The organism is Bradyrhizobium sp. UFLA05-153, from assembly GCF_054185185.1.
Genome location: NZ_JBBIAM010000001.1, coordinates 87649 through 105477 on the forward strand (window position 1 = coordinate 87649; position 17829 = coordinate 105477).

Annotated in this window: 19 protein-coding genes; 4 read left to right on the forward strand and 15 right to left on the reverse strand. The window is 64.7% G+C overall.

The features are described 5' to 3' along the window. Positions 1 to 2: 2 nt before the first annotated feature. From Q2941_RS00410 to Q2941_RS00420, 3 genes are all read right to left on the reverse strand, one after another. A complete protein-coding gene (locus Q2941_RS00410) occupies positions 3 to 1424 on the reverse strand; it encodes an ABC transporter substrate-binding protein (RefSeq protein ID WP_458191207.1) in 1422 nt (473 codons plus the stop codon). Between the two features lie 165 nt (positions 1425 to 1589). Beyond that, entirely contained in the window at positions 1590 to 2366 is a 777-nt protein-coding gene (locus Q2941_RS00415) for a Crp/Fnr family transcriptional regulator (protein WP_458191209.1), read from the reverse strand. A gap of 261 nt (positions 2367 to 2627) precedes the next feature. Next, a complete protein-coding gene (locus Q2941_RS00420; protein WP_254113238.1) occupies positions 2628 to 2933 on the reverse strand; it encodes a gamma-butyrobetaine hydroxylase-like domain-containing protein in 306 nt (101 codons plus the stop codon). Between the two features lie 225 nt (positions 2934 to 3158). Here Q2941_RS00420 and Q2941_RS00425 point away from each other — a divergent pair, with 225 nt between their 5' ends. From Q2941_RS00425 to Q2941_RS00440, 4 genes are all read left to right on the forward strand, one after another. Beyond that, positions 3159 to 3932, forward strand: coding sequence for a ferredoxin--NADP reductase (locus tag Q2941_RS00425; RefSeq protein WP_458191211.1), 774 nt, complete (start codon positions 3159 to 3161; stop codon positions 3930 to 3932). A 103-nt stretch (positions 3933 to 4035) separates the two neighbouring features. Next, on the forward strand, positions 4036 to 5778 hold the full coding sequence (locus tag Q2941_RS00430; protein ID WP_458191213.1) for a fumarate reductase/succinate dehydrogenase flavoprotein subunit: 1743 nt from the start codon (positions 4036 to 4038) through the stop codon (positions 5776 to 5778). Between the two features lie 34 nt (positions 5779 to 5812). Then, positions 5813 to 6046 carry a 4Fe-4S dicluster domain-containing protein gene (locus Q2941_RS00435; RefSeq protein WP_254113236.1) on the forward strand — a complete coding sequence of 78 codons (234 nt, stop codon included), beginning with the start codon at positions 5813 to 5815 and terminating at the stop codon, positions 6044 to 6046. 2 nt (positions 6047 to 6048) lie between these two features. Beyond that, positions 6049 to 7026 carry a HEAT repeat domain-containing protein gene (locus Q2941_RS00440; protein ID WP_027521185.1) on the forward strand — a complete coding sequence of 326 codons (978 nt, stop codon included), beginning with the start codon at positions 6049 to 6051 and terminating at the stop codon, positions 7024 to 7026. 3 nt (positions 7027 to 7029) lie between these two features. On the opposite strand, the gene Q2941_RS00445 is transcribed toward Q2941_RS00440, so the two are convergent. From Q2941_RS00445 to Q2941_RS00500, 12 genes are read right to left on the reverse strand one after another with little or no spacing between them, the layout of a single operon-like run. Next, a complete protein-coding gene (locus Q2941_RS00445; protein WP_458191215.1) occupies positions 7030 to 7656 on the reverse strand; it encodes an FMN-dependent NADH-azoreductase in 627 nt (208 codons plus the stop codon). A 3-nt stretch (positions 7657 to 7659) separates the two neighbouring features. Further along, entirely contained in the window at positions 7660 to 9228 is a 1569-nt protein-coding gene (locus Q2941_RS00450; protein WP_458191217.1) for an isochorismatase family protein, read from the reverse strand. Positions 9229 to 9248: 20 nt separating this feature from the next. Then, positions 9249 to 10097 carry an MBL fold metallo-hydrolase gene (locus Q2941_RS00455; RefSeq protein WP_254113235.1) on the reverse strand — a complete coding sequence of 283 codons (849 nt, stop codon included), beginning with the start codon at positions 10095 to 10097 and terminating at the stop codon, positions 9249 to 9251. Positions 10098 to 10128: 31 nt separating this feature from the next. Then, positions 10129 to 11019 carry an amidohydrolase family protein gene (locus tag Q2941_RS00460; RefSeq protein WP_027521181.1) on the reverse strand — a complete coding sequence of 297 codons (891 nt, stop codon included), beginning with the start codon at positions 11017 to 11019 and terminating at the stop codon, positions 10129 to 10131. Beyond that, positions 11016 to 12137 carry a vWA domain-containing protein gene (locus Q2941_RS00465; RefSeq protein ID WP_458191220.1) on the reverse strand — a complete coding sequence of 374 codons (1122 nt, stop codon included), beginning with the start codon at positions 12135 to 12137 and terminating at the stop codon, positions 11016 to 11018. Before Q2941_RS00465 ends, Q2941_RS00460 begins: the two co-directional genes overlap by 4 nt. Continuing rightward, positions 12134 to 13015: an AAA family ATPase gene (locus tag Q2941_RS00470; RefSeq protein WP_458191222.1), complete on the reverse strand. Its 882-nt coding sequence runs from the start codon at positions 13013 to 13015 to the stop codon at positions 12134 to 12136. The genes Q2941_RS00465 and Q2941_RS00470 overlap by 4 nt, the downstream gene beginning before the upstream one ends. An 8-nt stretch (positions 13016 to 13023) precedes the next feature. Then, complete coding sequence (locus tag Q2941_RS00475; protein WP_027521178.1) at positions 13024 to 14046, reverse strand: xanthine dehydrogenase family protein molybdopterin-binding subunit; 1023 nt, start codon at positions 14044 to 14046, stop codon at positions 13024 to 13026. Then, positions 14047 to 15627 (reverse strand): xanthine dehydrogenase family protein molybdopterin-binding subunit, encoded by a 1581-nt coding sequence (locus Q2941_RS00480; protein WP_458191224.1) that lies wholly within the window; start codon positions 15625 to 15627, stop codon positions 14047 to 14049. 11 nt (positions 15628 to 15638) lie between these two features. After that, the gene (locus tag Q2941_RS00485) at positions 15639 to 16115 is read right to left on the reverse strand and encodes a (2Fe-2S)-binding protein (RefSeq protein WP_027521176.1); all 477 of its coding nucleotides are present in this window, start codon (positions 16113 to 16115) and stop codon (positions 15639 to 15641) included. 5 nt (positions 16116 to 16120) lie between these two features. Beyond that, complete coding sequence (locus Q2941_RS00490; protein WP_458191226.1) at positions 16121 to 16939, reverse strand: FAD binding domain-containing protein; 819 nt, start codon at positions 16937 to 16939, stop codon at positions 16121 to 16123. 2 nt (positions 16940 to 16941) lie between these two features. Then, positions 16942 to 17385: an SRPBCC family protein gene (locus Q2941_RS00495; RefSeq protein ID WP_254113231.1), complete on the reverse strand. Its 444-nt coding sequence runs from the start codon at positions 17383 to 17385 to the stop codon at positions 16942 to 16944. Between the two features lie 3 nt (positions 17386 to 17388). Then, on the reverse strand, positions 17389 to 17826 hold the full coding sequence (locus Q2941_RS00500) for an SRPBCC family protein (RefSeq protein WP_027521173.1): 438 nt from the start codon (positions 17824 to 17826) through the stop codon (positions 17389 to 17391). Between the last annotated feature and the right edge of the window lie 3 nt (positions 17827 to 17829).

The following is a 17829-nucleotide window of genomic DNA, read 5'->3' on the forward strand; positions in this document are numbered from 1 at the left end:
GCTCACGTCTTGCCCCCGGTGACCGCCGATTTCACGGCATCATCGAAGCCGAGAACCTTGCCGTTGATCTTGGTCGCATAGGTTTCCGCGTCCTTCTTCACGAGGAACGGTGCGACGTCGCCGGCGCCGACCGCATAGAAGGCCTGGTCGGCGAACAGCTTGATGCCGCGGGTGGTGTCGAAGACGTAGGCGACGTTGATCTTCTTGCCCTTGGCCTTGAGGTCGGCATAGGCGCCGAGCGTGCAGGCCGCGCTGGCGAAGGGCAGGATGCCGGCATCGTCGACCCAGACCTCGCCGGCCTTGCGCGGATCGACGATCGGCTTCCTGCAGAAGCTGTCCTCGCCGGAGATCTCGTAGTTCTTGGTGCTCGCGAGCTGCGCGTCATAATCGAGCTTCATCTCGGCATAGGCCTTGCGGATGGAGCTGTCGTCGACCCATTTCTTCGGATCGAACTCCTTCATGCGGCCGAGATTCTGCAGCACCTTGACGTCGGTGGTGGCCGCGTCGATCAGTGCTGGCTTGATCGTGGGATCGGTGGTCATGTTGCCGCTGGGACCTAGGAAGATGTAGACGACCTCCTTGCTGATGCCGGTCCATTCCTGGATCTTCTCGGCCGCCAGCTTGGGATCGTCGCGCAGCCACTGATTGGCTGCGATGATCGCCTTCATGTAGGCGACGACGACCTCCGGATATTTTTCGGCGAAGTCGGTGCGCACGACGATGCCGTGAAAGGTCGGAAGGTTGGTCTCGACGCCGTCAAAAATCTTGCGCGCGAAGCCGCGGAACGGCAGCAGCTCGGCGAACGGAACGAAGTCGGCATGGGCGTCGATCTTCTTCTCCTGGAGATTGGTCGAGCCGACCTCGGGGCTTTGGCTCACGAGCTGGAAGAAGTCGGACGCATAGCCGCGGTCCTGCATCGCCTTCAGCACCATGCCGTGCGCGGCTGAGCCGAAGGGCACGCTGACAAGCTTGCCCTTGAGATCGGCGAGATCGTAGTAGGGCGAATCCTTGTGGACGACGATGCCGTTGCCGGAGCCGGAGAGGCTGTAGGCGGCAACGCCGATCAGCCGGCTCTTGCTCTCGGGATTGCTCTCGAAGGTGAAGCCGTTCACGATCAGCGGATAGTCGCCCATCATGCCGATCTGGAGCTTGTTCGCCATCATCGCATTGGTGACGGGCGGACCGGACGTAAAATTCTGCCATTCCAGCTCGAACTTGATGTTGGCGTATTTGCCGTCGGTTGGCAGATATTTTTCGAGGAGGTGAAGCTGCCGGATCACGACGCCGGCGGTGACCGTGTTGGTCGTGGTGTCCTGCGTGCCGATACCGAAGGTGACTGTCTCCGCCGTCGCGGGCTGCGCCAGCAAGAGCGCCAGCGATGTCACCGACATCGCGATCGAGAGCGTGGGAAGATGGCGGACCATTCTCATCCTCATTCGGTTGGATGTGCTGTGGTTGCCATGATTGGTTGAGGGGGCGGGCAGGGCAAATCCGGATTTACCGTCGCAGTCGATTAGTTGCCGGGAAAGACCGGTTGCATACTCCTTGGGCAGTTTCGCAGTTGAAAGCCAATTGCATGTGCACCAGTCTTAATCGGACGCCTGGCCGCGCATCTCCTCCAGGATGCCGGGACGGCAGACCACGATCTGGGAGCGCCTTGTCTGAACGATTCCCTTCTCCTGCATGCGCTTCAGGCTGATCGTGACCCATTGCCGGGTCGCGCCGACCATGTGGGCGATGTCGGCATGGGTGAACGCTGCGGCGATCACCGTGCCGTCAGCGTCTTCCACGCCGTAGAGCTCGACGAGGTGGAGCATCAGATGCGCAAGGCGCTGGGTGATCGAGCGCGTTCCCAGCATCTGCGCCAGCGCCGAATAGCATTTGCCCTTGAAGGTCAGCCCTTCGATCAGGCCAATCGCGAGGTTGGGGATTTCGGCCGCGAGTGTTCGCAGCTCCTTTCCGGGAAGGTGCACGACGCAGCAATTGCTGGATGCAACCCCTGACCATTGGTGCACGGTGCCTTCGAACACTTCGGGGCCGCCGACGAAATTGCCGACATGCCAGTAGGCGAGCGTGATCTCGCGGCCCAGCGGCGAGGTGTAGAAGACGCGGACGCGGCCGCTCTCGATCAGCCAGATGCCGTCATGCTTGCCGCCCTGGCTGAACAGCGTCTGGCCGCGGTTGAGCACCTTTCGGCGCCCCTGCTTCAGCACCAATTCGCGCTCGCGCGGGGTCAGCTTGTCCATCAGCGGCGGAGGTCCACCGATCCACTGCTGGTTCTCGGTGAGCAGCAGCGAGGAGCTTCCGGCAGGCCGGACCGTTGCGGGAACAGTCCCGCGAACCGCATTCGCCGCCTGCAACATCATTTGCCTCCGGATGTTCAAACCGTTCTAAAGAGGAGCAATGTCCGTGCCAGACGGGGCGCGGGACAGGCCTCTTAGGGGAACGCTTGTGGCAGGCCGGCGCCGTCCACTCCTCTGTCATCGCCCGAGAAGGCGGGCGATCCAGTATTCCAGAGACAGCAATGAGTTACGGAGAGGCCGCGGCGTACTGGATTCCCCGCTTTCGCGGGGAATGACAGAGGAGCTTGGGGCCCGCGCTCGCACCAATGCCGAGTCTGCTTCGGTCTACCGCCCCGCCAAATTCAGCAGATACGGCTTCGGGTAGATCCCGCGGTTGTGACCGTCCGAGAACGAGATGTTCAACCCGTAGCCGAGGTCGCCGATCTCCGTAATGGCGATGCCCGGAAACGCCTGGGGGAAGCGGCCGTCGAAGCGGGCGCGGGTGCAGTGGGCGCATTTGCAGGAGAGGCGGAGCTGCTCGGCGCCGAGCATGATCTCGCCATCGTGCGCGGTGCGCACGACGAGTGTCGCGAGATCGGCGCTTGTTGCGTAGTCGGTCACCGTTGGTGCGACCAGTGCAGTCATGGTCATGGCAAGCCTCCAGTCTCCTCCTAGCCGGCAAAGAAAGCGTCCCGATAGCAACTAATTGCCGGACTTGAGCGGACGCGACAATCACGAGCACAGCGCGGCTGCCTCCTCCTCGATCATTGCCCGCGAAATGTGAAACTAATCGACCGGGAACGGCAGTTCGCCGTTGCGGGAACTGCTCCTCTCCGAAACTTTCCCCGGCATCGGGCAAGCAAGGAGAGACGAACGATGAGCGCTTTTCAGAAGGAGACGGTCCTCTCGGTCAAGCACTGGACGGAATCCCTGTTCAGCTTCACCGCGACACGCGATCCCGGCTTCCGCTTCCAGAACGGCCAGTTCGCCATGATCGGGCTCGAGGTCGACGGCCGGCCGCTGATGCGCGCCTACAGCATGGCGAGCGCCAATCACGAGGAGAATCTCGAGTTCTTCTCGATCAAGGTGCCGGATGGTCCGCTCACTTCGCGGCTCCAGAAGATCAGGGAGGGTGACATCATCCTGGTCGGCCGCAAGCCCACGGGCACGCTGATCACCGGTAATCTCATTCCGGGAAAGCGGCTGCTCCTGCTGTCCACCGGCACGGGCCTCGCACCGTTCGCAAGCCTGATCAAGGACCCCGACGTCTATGAGAACTATGAGACCATCGTGCTCGCCCATGGCTGCCGCCAGGTTTCCGAACTCGCCTATGGCGAGCACCTGGTCGACAGCCTGCGTAGCCATGAATTCCTTGGTCCCCTGATCAGGGACAAACTGATCTATTACCCGACCGTCACGCGCGAGCCGTTCCGCAATCGCGGCCGCATCACCGACCTCATCGCGTCGAACCAGCTCTTCGAGGACATCGGCCAGCCCGGCCTCGACCGCGAGACCGATCGCATCATGCTCTGTGGCAGCCCCGAGATGCTCGAAGAGCTCCACGTGATGTTCAGGGATCGCGGTTTTGCCGAAGGCAATCACAGCCAGCCCGGCCACTTCGTGATCGAGAAAGCGTTCGTGGAGCGGTGAGGGCAAATCTCTCTCCGGCGACAACTAATTGCTATCGCCGGGACCCCACCTGAACAACTCTGATGCAAAGGCGCCGGACATGCCGGCGAACCAGGAGCAAGCGATGGCACTAGATCAGATCGTCGACGGACTTTCGGAGGTTTCCTGCGATGTGCTGGTCATCGGCGGCGGCACGGCCGGTCCGATGGCGGCACTGAAGGCGAAACTCAGGAATCCGAAGGCCAACGTCGTCCTGCTCGAAAAAGCCAACGTCAAGCGCTCCGGCGCAATCTCGATGGGCATGGACGGGCTGAACAACGCCGTCATTCCCGGCTACGCGACGCCCGAGCAGTACACCAAGGAGATCACCATCGCGAACGACGGCATCGTCGATCAGAAGGCGGTCTATAAATACGCGCAGAATTGTTACAAGATCATCGAGGAGCTCGACAGTTTCGGCATCCGCTTCCTGAAGAACGAGAACGGCGACTATGCCGTCAAGAAGGTGCACCACATCGGCACCTACGTGCTGCCGATGCCGAACGGCGAGACCGTGAAGAAGGCGCTGTACCGTCAGCTCCGCCGGGCCCGCATCCTGATCTCCAACCGCTATATGGCGACGCGGTTGCTGAAGTCCGCCGACGGCCGCATTGCCGGCGCGATCAGCGTCAACACGCGCACCGCCGAGATGCTCGTGATCAAGGCCAAGGCGGTGATCCTGTGCATGGGCGCCGCCGGTCGGCTCGGGCTGCCAACCTCCGGCTATATGTTCGGCACCTACGAGAACGCCGCCAATTCCGGCGACGGCTATGCCATGGCCTATCACGCCGGTGCGGCGCTCGCGAACCTCGAATGCTTCCAGATCAATCCGCTGATCAAGGACTATAACGGCCCGGCCTGCGCCTATGTCGCCGGCCCTTTCGGCGCCTACACCGCCAACAACGAAGGTTCGCGCTTCATCGAATGCGACTACTGGTCCGGACAGATGATGCTGGAGTTCTACAACGAGCTCTTGTCCGGCAAGGGGCCGGTGTTCCTCCAGCTCAAGCATCTCCATCCCGACACCATTTCGGAGATCGAATCGACTCTGCACAAGGTCGAGCGGCCGACGCGCGGCCTGTTCCAGCAGGGACGCGGCGTTGACTACCGCAGCGAGTCGATCGAGATGCACATCTCCGAGATCGGCTTCTGCTCCGGCCACAGCGCCTCCGGCGTGTTCGTCGACGACAATGCGCGCACCACCGTGCCGGGCCTCTATGCTGCGGGCGACATGGCGAGCGTGCCGCATAACTACATGCTGGGTGCCTTCACCAACGGCTCGGTCGCCGGCATCGACGCGATGGAGTTTGCCGACAGTCACGACTTTGGGGAGTTCGATGCGAGCGAGGTGGCGATGGAGCGCGAGCGTCTGATGGCGCCGACCACGCGCGAGGACGGCATTCCGCCGAACCAGATCGAATACAAGACGCGTCGCGTGGTGAACGACTATCTCCAGCCGCCGAAGGTCACCCGCAAATACGAGCTCGGCATGCGCCGCCTCGCCGAGGTGCGGGAAGACATGCAGGACCGCATGATCGCCCGCAACGCGCACGAGCTGCTCCGCGCGCTCGAGGTGCAGTCGATCATGGATTGCGCGGATATGGCGGCCCACGCCTCGCTGTACCGCGAGGAGAGCCGCTGGGGCCTCTACCACTGGCGCACGGATTTCCCGGAGAAGGACAACGAAAACTGGTTCTGCCACACGCTGCTGAGCAAGCAGGACGGCAAGATGACGAGCGAGAAGCGTGCGGTCGAACCTTATGTCGTGCCGATCGCCGACGACGAGAAGGACCTCTACGACAAGCAGCGCATCCGGGCGAGCGCCTGAGCCGCCGAAGAGCAACACAACAGGAGATTTGACGATGCCTCTCGCTTCCTATGAGACCTCGGTCCCGGTGGTGGTCGACGACGCCAAATGCATCGCCGACAAGGGCTGCACGGTCTGCGTCGATGTCTGCCCACTCGATGTGCTCCGTATCAGCGATATGACCGGCAAGGCCTATATGGCTTATGACGAGTGCTGGTACTGCATGCCCTGCGAGGCGGATTGCCCGACTGGCGCGGTGACCGTCAACATTCCCTATCTCTTGAGGTGAGCATGTCGAGCCCGTTCGAATCCTACGACGACCTCGACGACGCCGACGAACGGCTTCAGGCCGCGGACCCCGCGGAACGTCGGGTGGCCATCATCGCGCTCGGCCATTCCGGCGATCCCGCCGCGGTCGGTCATCTCGCCAACATGGTGTCCGATCCCGACGCCGGCGTGCGCCAGCAGGTCGCGATGGCGCTCGGCGAGTTCGACGGGCCGGAGGCGGCGAGCGCGCTCGTCAAGCTGCTCGTCGACCCCGAGCGGATCGTGGCGTCGGCCGCCGCCGACGGCATGGCCGAGTTCAAGGATCCGGCCTGCGCCGACGTCATCCTGCCGCTGGTGAGGCATGCCCACGCCTTCGTCCGCATGGGCGCGCTGCGCGCGCTCAAGGAGTTGCGCCGCAAGGACACGCTGAAGCCGGCGCTGGAAGCGCTCCAGGATACCGACGCGGCCGTGCGCGTGCAGGCGATCGGCGTCATCGGCTTCCTGAAGCTCGAAGAGTCGATTCCGGCGCTGACCGCGCTGATCCACGATCCCGACGCCCATGTACGCCGCGCCGCGGTGAGTGCGCTCGCCTTCTCGCAGATGAAGCCGGCCGCGGAGACGATCACCCGCGCGCTAAAGGACGACGACTGGATGGTCCGGGAGATGGCTGCCGAAACGCTGGGGCTCAACGTCAACGGTTCGCTCGCCGCCGACCAGCTCATTGCGACGCTTGCAGACCAGTTCTGGCAGGTCCGGCTCAAGGCCATCCGCAGCCTCGGCAAGATGAAGATCGAGCGCGCGGTGCGTCCGATCGGCAATGGCATCAACCACGAGCAGGCCAACCTCCGCAAGGAAGCGGCCGCTGCGCTCGGCGAGATCGCCGATCCCGAGGGCGAGGCGTATCTCGCCGTTGTCGCCAACGACCCCGATCCCGACGTGCGCAAGAACGCGCGCTGGGCGCTCCAGCAGATCGCTGCGCGGAAGGCGCGGGCTGGCTCGTAAGCGTCAGAACCGCCTCGCCATCTCAGCGAGGCGGCGGTGGGCGCTGTCGCGCGCGGCGCGGATCGGTTCGGCCGGTCCCGCCGTGGGGCCGATCGGCACGAAGCGCACGTCGCTCACGCCGATGAAGCGCAGCGCCTCGCGCAAATAGGGCGTGGCCATGCCAAGGCGGCCGCGATTCATCCCGGTCGAATAATCGCTGCCGCTAGCCAGGATCACCAGCGTGGGGCGGTCCTTGAGCAGCGGAAAATAGCCCTGCGATGGATCGAGGCGAAAGGTCAGCCCGGGCTGGATGATCACGTCGAACCACTGCTTCAGCTTGTAGGGGATGCCGAAATTCCACATCGGCGTCGAGATCAGCACGCGGTCGGCGAGCGAAAAGCGTAACGCCATCCGCTCGGCTTCGGCAAAGCTGTCCCGCTGTGCGTCGTTAAAGGCCTGCGCCTTCATGCGCGCATACTTCGCCTCGACGATCGGGCCGACGAACTCCGGCATGCGCTCTCGCCAGAGGTCCATCACGTCGACGTCCCAGTCCGGGTGCACCTGACAAAACCCGTCAAGAAAGACGCGCGCGCCGGCACTCGACTCGGAGTCGGCGCGCGGCGAGCAGGACAGGTGCAGGAGCTTTGCCACCGCTCATCCCAGCGCTCTGATGACGGTCTCGGCCTTGGTGACGACGGCGACGTTCTGCATGGCGAAGTTCACTGACGCGTTGTGCCAGTCGGCATTCATGGTCGAGCAGCAATCCTCCGGCACGATCATGAAATAGCCCTTGTCCGCACCGGTTCGCGCGGTGTGCTCGACGGACATGTTGGTCCAAGCGCCGGTGTTGATGATCATGTCGCGCCCCGTCGCCTTGAGGACCGTCTCGAGCTTCGTGCCTTCCCACGCGCTCATGCGCATCTTCTCGACCACGAAATCGCCGGGCCGCGGCTCGAGGCCGGACACGGGCGCAGCGCCCCAGCTCCCGCGCACCATCGCCTTGCTGTCGACCAGCCCCTCGAACAACGGCGCGTTCAATGTGACGCCGGGCGCGCCGGGCTCGACCACGAACCAGACATGGATGATGGCAACACCGCGGGAGCGCGCGGCTTCCGCAAGCCTACGCACGTTTTCGATCACGTTCTGCTGGCGCGCATGCACGGGGGCGCCGGACTCGGCAAAGGCGCCGCCTTCCATGACGACGTCGTTCTGCAGGTCCTGGATGATCATGGCGCAGCGCTGCGGATCGAGCCGCAATTCGCCGTCGGTCAGGATCGGCGCGGCTGCGGAGGCGCTCGCGCCCGCACCGCCGCGCTTGCCGCTCATATAGGCTTCGTGCCGCGGCCCCGTTCTGGTCGGGATCGCGTAGACCGAATGCGTCGCGGTGAGATAGAGCGTGCGGAAATCCGGGCCGCCCCAAGCGAGGTTGGCGACGAGCTCCGGTACCCGCACCTTGCCGAGCAACTCGCCCCTCGGCGAATAGACCCAGACACCGCCCGGCGCAGTGACCCAGACATTGCCGTGCTGATCGCACTTCATGCCGTCGGGCACGCCGGGTTCGAGCTCCGACTTGATGCCGCTTGCGAACACGCGCGCGTTGCCGAGCGATCCGTCGGTGCTGACATCGAACACCCGGATCAGCGCCTGCACGGTATCGTTGACATAGAGCAGCTTCTCGTCCGGCGAGAAGCAAAGCCCGTTCGGCTGGTCAAACAGGGTGCGCTCGACCACGAGCTGCGGCTCGCCGCCGGGCATGACGCGATAGACGCCCTGGAAGCCGAGCTGCCGCGGCCGTTCGACGCCGTAGACCGGCATGCGGCCATACCAGGGATCCGAGAAATAGATCGCGCCCGAGGAATGCACGCAGACATCGTTGGGGCTGTTGAGCTCCTGACCCTGGAAGTGCGAGGCCAGCACCTCGCGCCGGCCATCGGGCCGTTCGCGGATCAGCGACGACGTCGCGTGCTCGCAGACGATCAGGTTCAGCTCGGCATCATAGGTCATGCCGTTGCACTTGTTCGCGGGGCGCTTGACCTCGACGACACCGCGCCGCGCATCCCAGCGCCGGCGCACGTCGCCCGGCATGTCCGAGAACAGCAGGTAGTGATCGACCGGATGCCAGATCGGCCCTTCCGTGAAGTCAAAACCCGTGCCGACCTGGCCGACCGGCGCATAGGGGTCGATCAGGGTCTCGAATTCGGAACGCAAGGTGACGTGGGTCATCGGTCGCTCCCTTCGGAATATCAGGCGGGGAACCAGTTACGCTGCGGCAACGACTGCACGATCGGTCCGGGGACCTGGTCATGCAGCCGTCCCACGACATTGCCGCCTTCGATCTTGGCGGGCCGGTCGTGCACCGGCAGCAGGTACCGCGAATTGCTGAGCAGCTTCTTGATCGCCGCCTTCTCGGCGCGCTTGGTCGTGCCGTGATTGCCGGTCGTGCGCGGCTCCCAGTCGTGGATCTCGTGGAAGGGTGTGACGATCTGGTCGTTGAAATCGTAGATCACGTCGCCGCAGATGGTCGCGATGCCATCAGCAGTGTGGACGATGATGTTCATCGAGCCTTCGGTGTGCGCGTTCGCAGCGTCGCAATAGACACCGGGCATCAGCTCGATGGGACCGGTGATCTCGAGGTCGAGGAAGCGCAGCGCGCTCTTGGTGTGCAGACGGTCGATCAGATGCTTGATGTCGGGCGCCGGATATTGCGGGTGCATCAGGCCGGAGACCGAATATTCGAGCTCGCGGCGGTTGACGACGACCGTCGTGTTCATCGGGAACAGATCGTCCTTGCCGGCGTGGTCGATGTGCAGATGGGTGTGACAGACGAAGCGGACGTCACCCATGCGCACGCCGTGGCGCGCAAGCTGGTTCTCGATCATGTGCTCGTGATACTGCAAGCCACGCATGCCCAGCGTTTCCATGATCTGGTTGGAGCGGTAGCCCGTGTCGACGACGACCGGATAGGGGCCGCCAAGGATCAGGAAGCCGAGGGTGAGGACGCGCCGGGTGCGGCCGCAGTCGCGGCCGAGAACCAGAAAGCTCGATTCCAGCTCGATATCGCCATAGTCCAGGATCTTGATCTCCAGCGGCATTCTTTCCCCTCCCTGTCTCTCTTTGCTGCCTCTACGGTCCAAGCCGGTAGACGCTCGTCGCGGTTGTCCTGAAAATGGCCTGGCGCTGCGCGTCGTTCAGTGGCGCAGCGGCAGCGCTGAACGCGTCTACCAGCTCGCGATAGCTGGTCCACAATTTCTCAATCGGGAAGTTCGAGCCGAACAGACAGCGTTCGGCGCCGAACATCATGACGGTGTCGGCGACAATGGTGGCAATATGCGCGGCATCGTTGCGGTGGATAAACGTGCCGAGCCCTGAAAGCTTGACGTAGACGTTCGGGGACGCAGCAAGACGGCCCATGCCGACGCGCCAGGCGGCGCGGCCCGCGGGAGACAAATCCTCGGGCATGCCGGCATGTTGCAGGATAAAAGTGACGTCGGGGCAGGCGTCGGCGAGATCCGCTGCATCCGGCATCTGCGGTGTGAAGACCTGCAGATCAAAGCTCCAGCCATAATCGGCGAGCCGCGCGATGTTGCGGCGGATCATGAGATTGCAGCAGAGATCAGGCCGCGCCGCAAAGCGATAGAGCGGGTTCTCGTGCCAGTGGAGCTGCATGCGCACGCCGCGCATCAGAGGATAGCGCTCCAGGCGGTCGAGTTGCGGACGGACGTCCGCGGCGGCGAAATTGGCATAGGCGACGATGGCATGCGGCCAGCCGTGCTCATCGGCAGTCCGCTGCACCCAGGCGGCCTCATCCTCGAAACGGTCGTTGGCCCAGTTGGTCTGGACGTAGACGGAGCGGGTGACGCCGGTGCCCTTGAGATCGTCGAGATATTCTTCGATCGGATAGTCGCGCCGGATCGCCTCGTACGGGCCGAAGATGCGCGGCTGCATCGGGCCCGTCAGCCATGGCAGATCAGCCTGGCGCCAGATGTGGTGATGGCCGTCGACAATACCGGTCACGCCACTCTCCTTCGTCCCAGCGCCAGCACATGCGCAACGATCGACGCGCTCGAACTGCCGTCGACGAGATCGTCGACGAAGCGTTCGATGGCGACCAACGCTTCGGTTTGCGGACGGAAACCGGCAGCCGTTGCGAGCGGCGTAAGCCAACTCAGCCGCCAGGAGCGCCGCGACAATTTTGCGACTGCGTCGCGCAAGCTATCGGGCTCGCCGCGCTCCAGGCCGTCGGAGACGATGACGACCGCGGCACCGCGCGCATAGCCGCCGAAGCGTGGCACGGCGAGGAAGGCTTGCAGCGCGTCGCCGATCCGCGTGCCGCCGTCCCAGTCGCTGACGAGATGAGCGGCGGCATTGAGCGCCTGCTCCCGGCGCTTGATGCGCAATGCCCGGGTGACGCGGGTGAGGCGCGTGCCGAAGGTGAAGACCTCGATAGTGGGCGCGGCCTGCACCAGCGCATGCGCAAGCTTCATGTTCTGCTCGGTACGGGCTTTCATTGAGCCCGAGACGTCGATCAGCAGCAGGAACTTGCGCGGGCGCTGCCGCCGCTTCAGGTGTCCGAGCCGCAGGATCTCGCCATCGCTGCGGACCGTGTCGCGCAAGGTCCGGCGCAGATCGGCGAAGGGCCCGCGACGTGCGCGCATGCGGCGATGGCCGCGCCGCTTCGGCAGGCGCCTTGGCGCCTCGCGTGCGAGGCGGCGCAGTACATCGCTGCTTGCGGTGACCGCGAACCGCCGCTCGACCAGCGCCTCGGCACGGGTAGCAGTCAGGCCCGACTCGCTGGTGTCATCAGACCGCAGCGGCTCCTCGTCGCCGCGGCCTTCCTCTTGCAGCCGCACGGTCTCGTCATCTTCACCGTCATCGGTCCGCTCGATCGCCTCGCTGCCGCGGAAGTGCAGATCGAACAGCCGGTCGAAGGTGGCGCGCCGCTCGGGCGGCGGGGCCAGGGTTGCCAATGCCGCCTGCCGGATGTCGTCGAGGCTGCGCGGGCCAAGCAGTTCGATCGCGGCGAGGAAGGACGTGGTCTGTTCCGGCGCAACGGCAAAACCGTTGGCGCGCAGAAGCGCGACGAAGGAGATGAAGACGCGCGCGGCGCGTGGCAATTGCGGTTCCGTACTCATGCCGAAGCCTCCGCCAGCAAAGCGTCGAGCCGCGGCGAGATGAAGTGCAGGTCCTCTTCGTCCTTGAGCGCAACGCCGATCGAGCGCTTGAAGGCGTCCGGCCAGCGCGCGCCGCCCTTCTGCAGCAACGTCGCGGCCTCGGCCCAGTCCACGGCCTCGGCGATCCCTGGCGCCTTGCTCAGCGGCTCCCGCCGGAGCTTGCCGACTGCCGCAACGACCGCGCGAGCGGTCGCCTCGGCGACGCTGGAAGCCCGCATCATCACGATGCGCGCTTCGCGTTCCGGGGTGGGATAGTCGATCCAGTGATAGACGCAGCGTCGGCGCAAGGCTTCGTGCAAGTCGCGTGTGCGGTTGGAGGTCAGCACGACCACCGGCCGTTCCGCTGCGCGAACAGTGCCGCGCTCGGGAATGGAGATCTGGAAGTCGGACAAGAATTCGAGCAGGAACGCTTCGAACTCCTGGTCGGCGCGATCGATTTCGTCGATCAGCAGCACGGTGGAATCAGGTGCGCGCAGCGCGGCGAGCATGGGACGCTCGATCAAGAACGTCTCGCCATAGATGTCGATGCTCTCGTCGCCGGCCTGGCGGATCGCCAGCATCTGGCGCGGATAGTTCCATTCGTAGAGCGCGGCGGACGCGTCGATGCCTTCGTAACATTGCAGGCGGATCAGCCGGCGGCCCAACACGGCGGCAATCGCTTTGGCGGCCTCGGTCTTGCCGACACCCGGCGCGCCCTCGAGCAGCAGCGGCTTGCCGAGCGCGAGCCCGAGATAGGCCGCGGTCGCAAGCCCCTCGTCGGCGAGGTAATAGGCCGCGCGCAGCGCCTTCTCCAGCGCTTCGGGGCTGTCGATGCCGACGATGTTGGTGCGAACCGCCACGACAAACCTCAGCGCCGCGCCTGCGGCCGCGCGCCGCCCTGGGCCTTGATCGCGCGCAGCACTTTTTCGGGCGTGATCGGCAGATCGTCGATGCGCACCCCGACGGCATTGAAGATCGCGTTCGCAACGGCCGGCAGCACCGGATTGGCGCACATCTCGCCGGGACCCTTGGCGCCGAACGGGCCGTCGGGAGCCGGGCGCTCCAGTACGGCGATGTCGTGTGGGCAAATATCACCTGGCCCGGGCATCAGATATTCGACGAAATCCCGCGGCCCGTGCACCGGGTCCGGATAATAAGGTTCCGGCGTCTCGTAGAGCGCGTGGCTGACACCCATCCAGGCGCCGCCGACAAGCTGCTGCTCGACAAGCCGCGGGTTGAGCGCGCGGCCGAGTTCATAGGCCGAATCCATGCGCACCATGGCGACCTCGCCGGTCTCGTCGTCGACCTCGACCTCGGCGACGAGGCAGGCATGCGCATAGCAGGTTGCCGGCGACATCTCGCCAGTTTCAGGGTCCACGTCGGAAAGCGGCACCAGGAAAATGCCGCGGCCGGAGATGGTCTTGCCCTGCTTGAACTGCGCGGCGATGGCGACGTCCTTGGTCGAGATCGAGCGGTGTGGCGCGCCCTTGACGTGGATATTGCCGCGCCCGTCGGTCTCGAGATCGGCGGCGTTGACCTCGAGCTCCTCGGCGGCGGCCTCCATCATTACCCCGCGGGCCTCGCGCGCCGCGGCCATCACGGCGTTGCCGACGCGATGAGTGCCGCGCGAGGCGAACGAGCCCATGCAATGCGGGCCGGTGTCGGAGTCCGCCGTGTCGACATAGACGTCCTCGACCGGGACGCCGAGCGTCTCCGCACAAATCTGGCGGGTCACGGATTTCATGCCCTGGCCGAGATCGATCGAGGACAGCGCGACCGTGAACTTGCCGCTGGGATTGGAATGAACCAGGGCCTGGCTCGGATCGCCGCCGAGATTCATCCCGATGGGATAATTGATCGACGCCATGCCGCGTCCGCGATGCCTGGTCATCTAGCGCCTCCTGGTGCCGAAGACGGAGGAGAAACGGGTTGCTCCGTGCGAGGGTGCTGCGGGCCGCGGCGAGGGCGGCGGCGGTGTCGGTGGCGGCGGCTCGCGGGTCACCGTGGGCGGAAGCCGGTCATAGGTCGTGCGCTGCTGCGTCGGTGCGGCCGGCCGCGCGCGTGATTCTGTCGGCGTCGGCGGAATGGCTGCGCGGCTGCCGCCGCCGTCCTTGCGCGAGGACGCTCGCCTGAACTCCTCGCGGATCGGCCATTTGGCCTTTTCGGCTGCGACCTGCACACATTCGATCAGCGCCGTATTCTTCGCCTCGCGTCGATGCGCCTTCATATCGCCGTCGCGATAGGCGTTGAGGATGCGGAACTCCATAGGGTCCATGCCGACGAGATGCGCCAGCTTGTCCATCTGGCATTCGATGGCAAAGTCCATCGCGGTGACGCCGAAGCCGCGCATCGCTGTCGCCGGCGTGCGGTTGGTGAAGATGCAGTAGACGTCGCCATACACGTTCGGGATGGTGTAGGGCCCCGGCAGATGCGCGGCGCATTTCACGGCGGCGTAGCTGGAGAGCCGCGTATAGGCGCCGCTGTCGAAATAGGCGCGGATTTTTCGCGCGACGATACGGCCGTCGCGCATCACGCCATCCTTGATGTAGATGCGCTCGGCGCCGCGCGGCGGGCCATATTGCATCTCCTCCTCGCGCCCGAATACGTAGCGCACGGGACGCCCAGTCAGCATCGCGCCGAGGATGGCGAGCGGTTCGGTCAACGTATCCACCTTGCCGCCAAAGCCGCCGCCGACGGTGCCGCCGATGAAGTGGAAGGTGTTGGAGGGCACGTCCAAAATCTTCGCGCAGGTATCGACCGAAAAGAACAGCGCTTGGGTCGAGGTATAGACGACGTAGCGGCCGTTGGTGTCGGGCGCCGCGATCGCGCCGTTGGTCTCGGTCGGCGCATGCTCGATCGGCGACATCTGGTAGCGCTGCTCCAGCACGTGATCGGCTGTCGCGAGCGCCGCGTCCGCATCGCCGAAGCGGAGCTTCTGATGATCATAGACGTCGTGATAGGTGAAAGTGTTCTTCGGATAGGTCTCGTTGACCACGGGCGCACCGGGCTTCAGCGCGTCCTCGACGTCGAACACGGTCGGTAGCGGCTCGTAGTCGATGCACACTTTTGCGATGGCCTCGAAGGCCTCGCGCTCGCTATCCGCGACGATGGCGACGATTGGCTCGCCGTTGTAACGGACCTTGTCGACCGCAAGCGACGGCTCGTCGTCCTTGCCGAAATTGATCAGGCTGAGCAGCGTATTGAGATTGCGCGGCACGTCGGCGCCGCGGATGACCCGGCGTACGCCCTGCGAACGCTCCGCGTCGCTCGTATCGATGCGGCGCAGCCGCGCGTGGGCATGGCTCGAGCGGACGACCTTCAGATGCAGCATGCCCTGCAATTTGTGATCGCCGAAATAGGTCGAGGTGCCCGTGACGTGGCCGAGCATGTCCTGGCGCTGCGTGCCCTTGCCGATCTCCTTGAGATTGTCGTCGCGCTCGTCGGCGAAGATGTCCTTGCGCAATTCCAGCATGGCAAATGTCCTCAGGCGCTGGCCCGGCCACCCGAGGCGGCGAGGATCGCGTTGATGATCGGCTCGTAGCCGGTGCAGCGGCAGATGTTGCCGGAGATGGCTTCCACGATCTCGGCGCGGCTCGGCTGCGGATTACGGTCGAGCAGGGCCTTTGCGGCCATCAGCATGCCCGGCGTGCAATAGCCGCACTGGGCCGCGAAATTGTCGGCGAAAGCGCGTTGCAGCGGATGCAGGTTTGGACCTTGCTTCAAGCTGTCGAGCGTCTCGACGGAACGGCCGGCGACGGTCTCCGCCAGCGTCAGGCAGGAGAGATGAAGCTCGCCGTCAACCAGCACGCTGCAGGTGCCGCAACCGCCCTGGCCGCAACCGAATTTCGGTGTCATGTCGCCGATCAGCTCGCGCAGCGCGACCAGCAGATTGGTGCCGCCATCGACGAAGATAGCGACGTCGCGGCCGTTGTGACGAAATTGCAGCGGGGTCTTGGACATGACGTCTATTCCTGACCCGAGAGAAGGCGACGCAGATGCACGCCGACGATCTCGCGGCGATACCAGGCGCTGCCGAGTGCATTGTCGGATGGCGATGTCCCCTCGCTCGCGGCGGACGCTGCAGCTGCGATCGAGGGGGCGTCGAGCGAACGGCCCTCCAGTGCGCGTTCGGCGGCGCGCGCGCGGATCTGCGTCGGTGCCATCGAGCCGAGCGCGATTCTGGCGCCGGCAATTCGGCCACCGCTGATCGGCAGATGCGCCGCGAGCGTGATGACGGAACCGCCCTTGGGCTTGATACGGGCGACCTTGCGATAGCGGAATGCGTCAGCGCTCGCCGGCCGGGTGCATGACACGGACAGCACCAGCGTGCCAGCCTGCCGTTCGCGCGATTGCAGGAATTCTTCGATCGGGATATCGCGTGCGCCAAAACCGCCTTGCACGGTGACAGTGGCATCGAGCGCAAGCAGGGCGACCGTGAAGTCGCCGTATGGACTGGGTGCGAACAGATTGCCGCCGACCGTCCCCATGTTGCGAACCGCAGGCCCGCCGATCGAGCGGGCAGGGGCGTGCAGGAAGGCGAGATCGCGCTCCGCCAGGATCCTCGCAAAGGTCACGCCCGCGCCGAGCGTGATGCGCGGGCCGGATGCGTCGATCCGGGACAATGCCTGATCATTGGCGCGGACGACGGTCGAGATCGAGACATCGCCTTCGTTCAATGCGCGCATCACGAGCGTGCCGCCGCCAAGGTAGCGCGCGCTACGGTCCGACGACAGGGCCGCGGCCGCTTCGCTGGAGCTCGTAAAGGTCTTCACCGTCACAGACATGATTACGCGGCCTCCTTCAGATGCCGGCGGATGGCCTCGAAGCCGGCCTGGTAAATGTCTTCGGCGACCATGTGGGTGATGCGGGCTGCGTCCTCGGGCTTCGTCGTGAAGCGCGATTCCCAGTGCCAGAACGTGCGGTCGCCATCGGTGACCGGCAGCAGGCGTACATGGGCTACGTAGTTGAACATGGGAATGGGAGTATCGAGCAGGCAGTAACTAAAAGTCTGTTCGAGATCTGAGAGCGCCAGCAACTGCTCGCGCAGCTCCGAGCCGTCCTGCAGCTTGAATCGCCTGATGCAGCCGATCTTGTCGGAGGGGTGCGCGCGCTCGATCGAGGAGGTCGCGACCGCCGGGTGCCAGTGGTCATGGCCATTGAAATCGCGCAGCACGGCCCACGCCGCGTCGGTCGGCGCGTCCAGGATCGTGCTCTTGACGATGTGGGGCACGGCTCAACCTCCAAACACGCGCTTCAGGGCATCGAACCCGCCCTGGAACACGCCACCGCCGATATTGTTGACGAGCTCGCTCTCCCGCTCCGGAGCGCAGTCGAATTCGGCGGTCCACTCCATGAAGGTCTGGTCGCCGTCGGTGACCGGCGTGAGCCGCAGCGTCGCGACATAGTTCTCGACGCCCATGGGGGATTCCAGGATCGAATAAGTGCAGAACATGTCGTAGTCGGAGAGGCCGAGTAGCTTCTCGCGGATGCGGTCGCCGTTGCGCAGGCGGAAATCCCTGACGCAGCCGATCTTGTCGGAGGGCTCGCCGCCCTCGATGCGGCTCTCGGCGATTGCCGGATGCCAGTTTGGCATGCCATTGAAGTCGCGCACCCGCGCCCAAACGCGGTCGTTGCGTGCATTGACGACGGTTGAGACATAGACGCGGGCCATGGC

What these genes read in the sequence shown, in the direction of transcription:
- Q2941_RS00410 (WP_458191207.1), bottom strand. Translation starts at nt 1,424, where the DNA reads ATGGTCCGCCATCTTCCCACGCTCTCGATCGCGATGTCGGTGACATCG.
- Q2941_RS00415 (WP_458191209.1), bottom strand. Translation starts at nt 2,366, where the DNA reads ATGATGTTGCAGGCGGCGAATGCGGTTCGCGGGACTGTTCCCGCAACG.
- Q2941_RS00420 (WP_254113238.1), bottom strand. Translation starts at nt 2,933, where the DNA reads ATGACCATGACTGCACTGGTCGCACCAACGGTGACCGACTACGCAACA.
- Q2941_RS00425 (WP_458191211.1), top strand. Translation starts at nt 3,159, where the DNA reads ATGAGCGCTTTTCAGAAGGAGACGGTCCTCTCGGTCAAGCACTGGACG.
- Q2941_RS00430 (WP_458191213.1), top strand. Translation starts at nt 4,036, where the DNA reads ATGGCACTAGATCAGATCGTCGACGGACTTTCGGAGGTTTCCTGCGAT.
- Q2941_RS00435 (WP_254113236.1), top strand. Translation starts at nt 5,813, where the DNA reads ATGCCTCTCGCTTCCTATGAGACCTCGGTCCCGGTGGTGGTCGACGAC.
- Q2941_RS00440 (WP_027521185.1), top strand. Translation starts at nt 6,049, where the DNA reads ATGTCGAGCCCGTTCGAATCCTACGACGACCTCGACGACGCCGACGAA.
- Q2941_RS00450 (WP_458191217.1), bottom strand. Translation starts at nt 9,228, where the DNA reads ATGACCCACGTCACCTTGCGTTCCGAATTCGAGACCCTGATCGACCCC.
- Q2941_RS00455 (WP_254113235.1), bottom strand. Translation starts at nt 10,097, where the DNA reads ATGCCGCTGGAGATCAAGATCCTGGACTATGGCGATATCGAGCTGGAA.
- Q2941_RS00465 (WP_458191220.1), bottom strand. Translation starts at nt 12,137, where the DNA reads ATGAGTACGGAACCGCAATTGCCACGCGCCGCGCGCGTCTTCATCTCC.
- Q2941_RS00475 (WP_027521178.1), bottom strand. Translation starts at nt 14,046, where the DNA reads ATGACCAGGCATCGCGGACGCGGCATGGCGTCGATCAATTATCCCATC.
- Q2941_RS00480 (WP_458191224.1), bottom strand. Translation starts at nt 15,627, where the DNA reads ATGCTGGAATTGCGCAAGGACATCTTCGCCGACGAGCGCGACGACAAT.
- Q2941_RS00485 (WP_027521176.1), bottom strand. Translation starts at nt 16,115, where the DNA reads ATGTCCAAGACCCCGCTGCAATTTCGTCACAACGGCCGCGACGTCGCT.
- Q2941_RS00490 (WP_458191226.1), bottom strand. Translation starts at nt 16,939, where the DNA reads ATGTCTGTGACGGTGAAGACCTTTACGAGCTCCAGCGAAGCGGCCGCG.
- Q2941_RS00500 (WP_027521173.1), bottom strand. Translation starts at nt 17,826, where the DNA reads ATGGCCCGCGTCTATGTCTCAACCGTCGTCAATGCACGCAACGACCGC.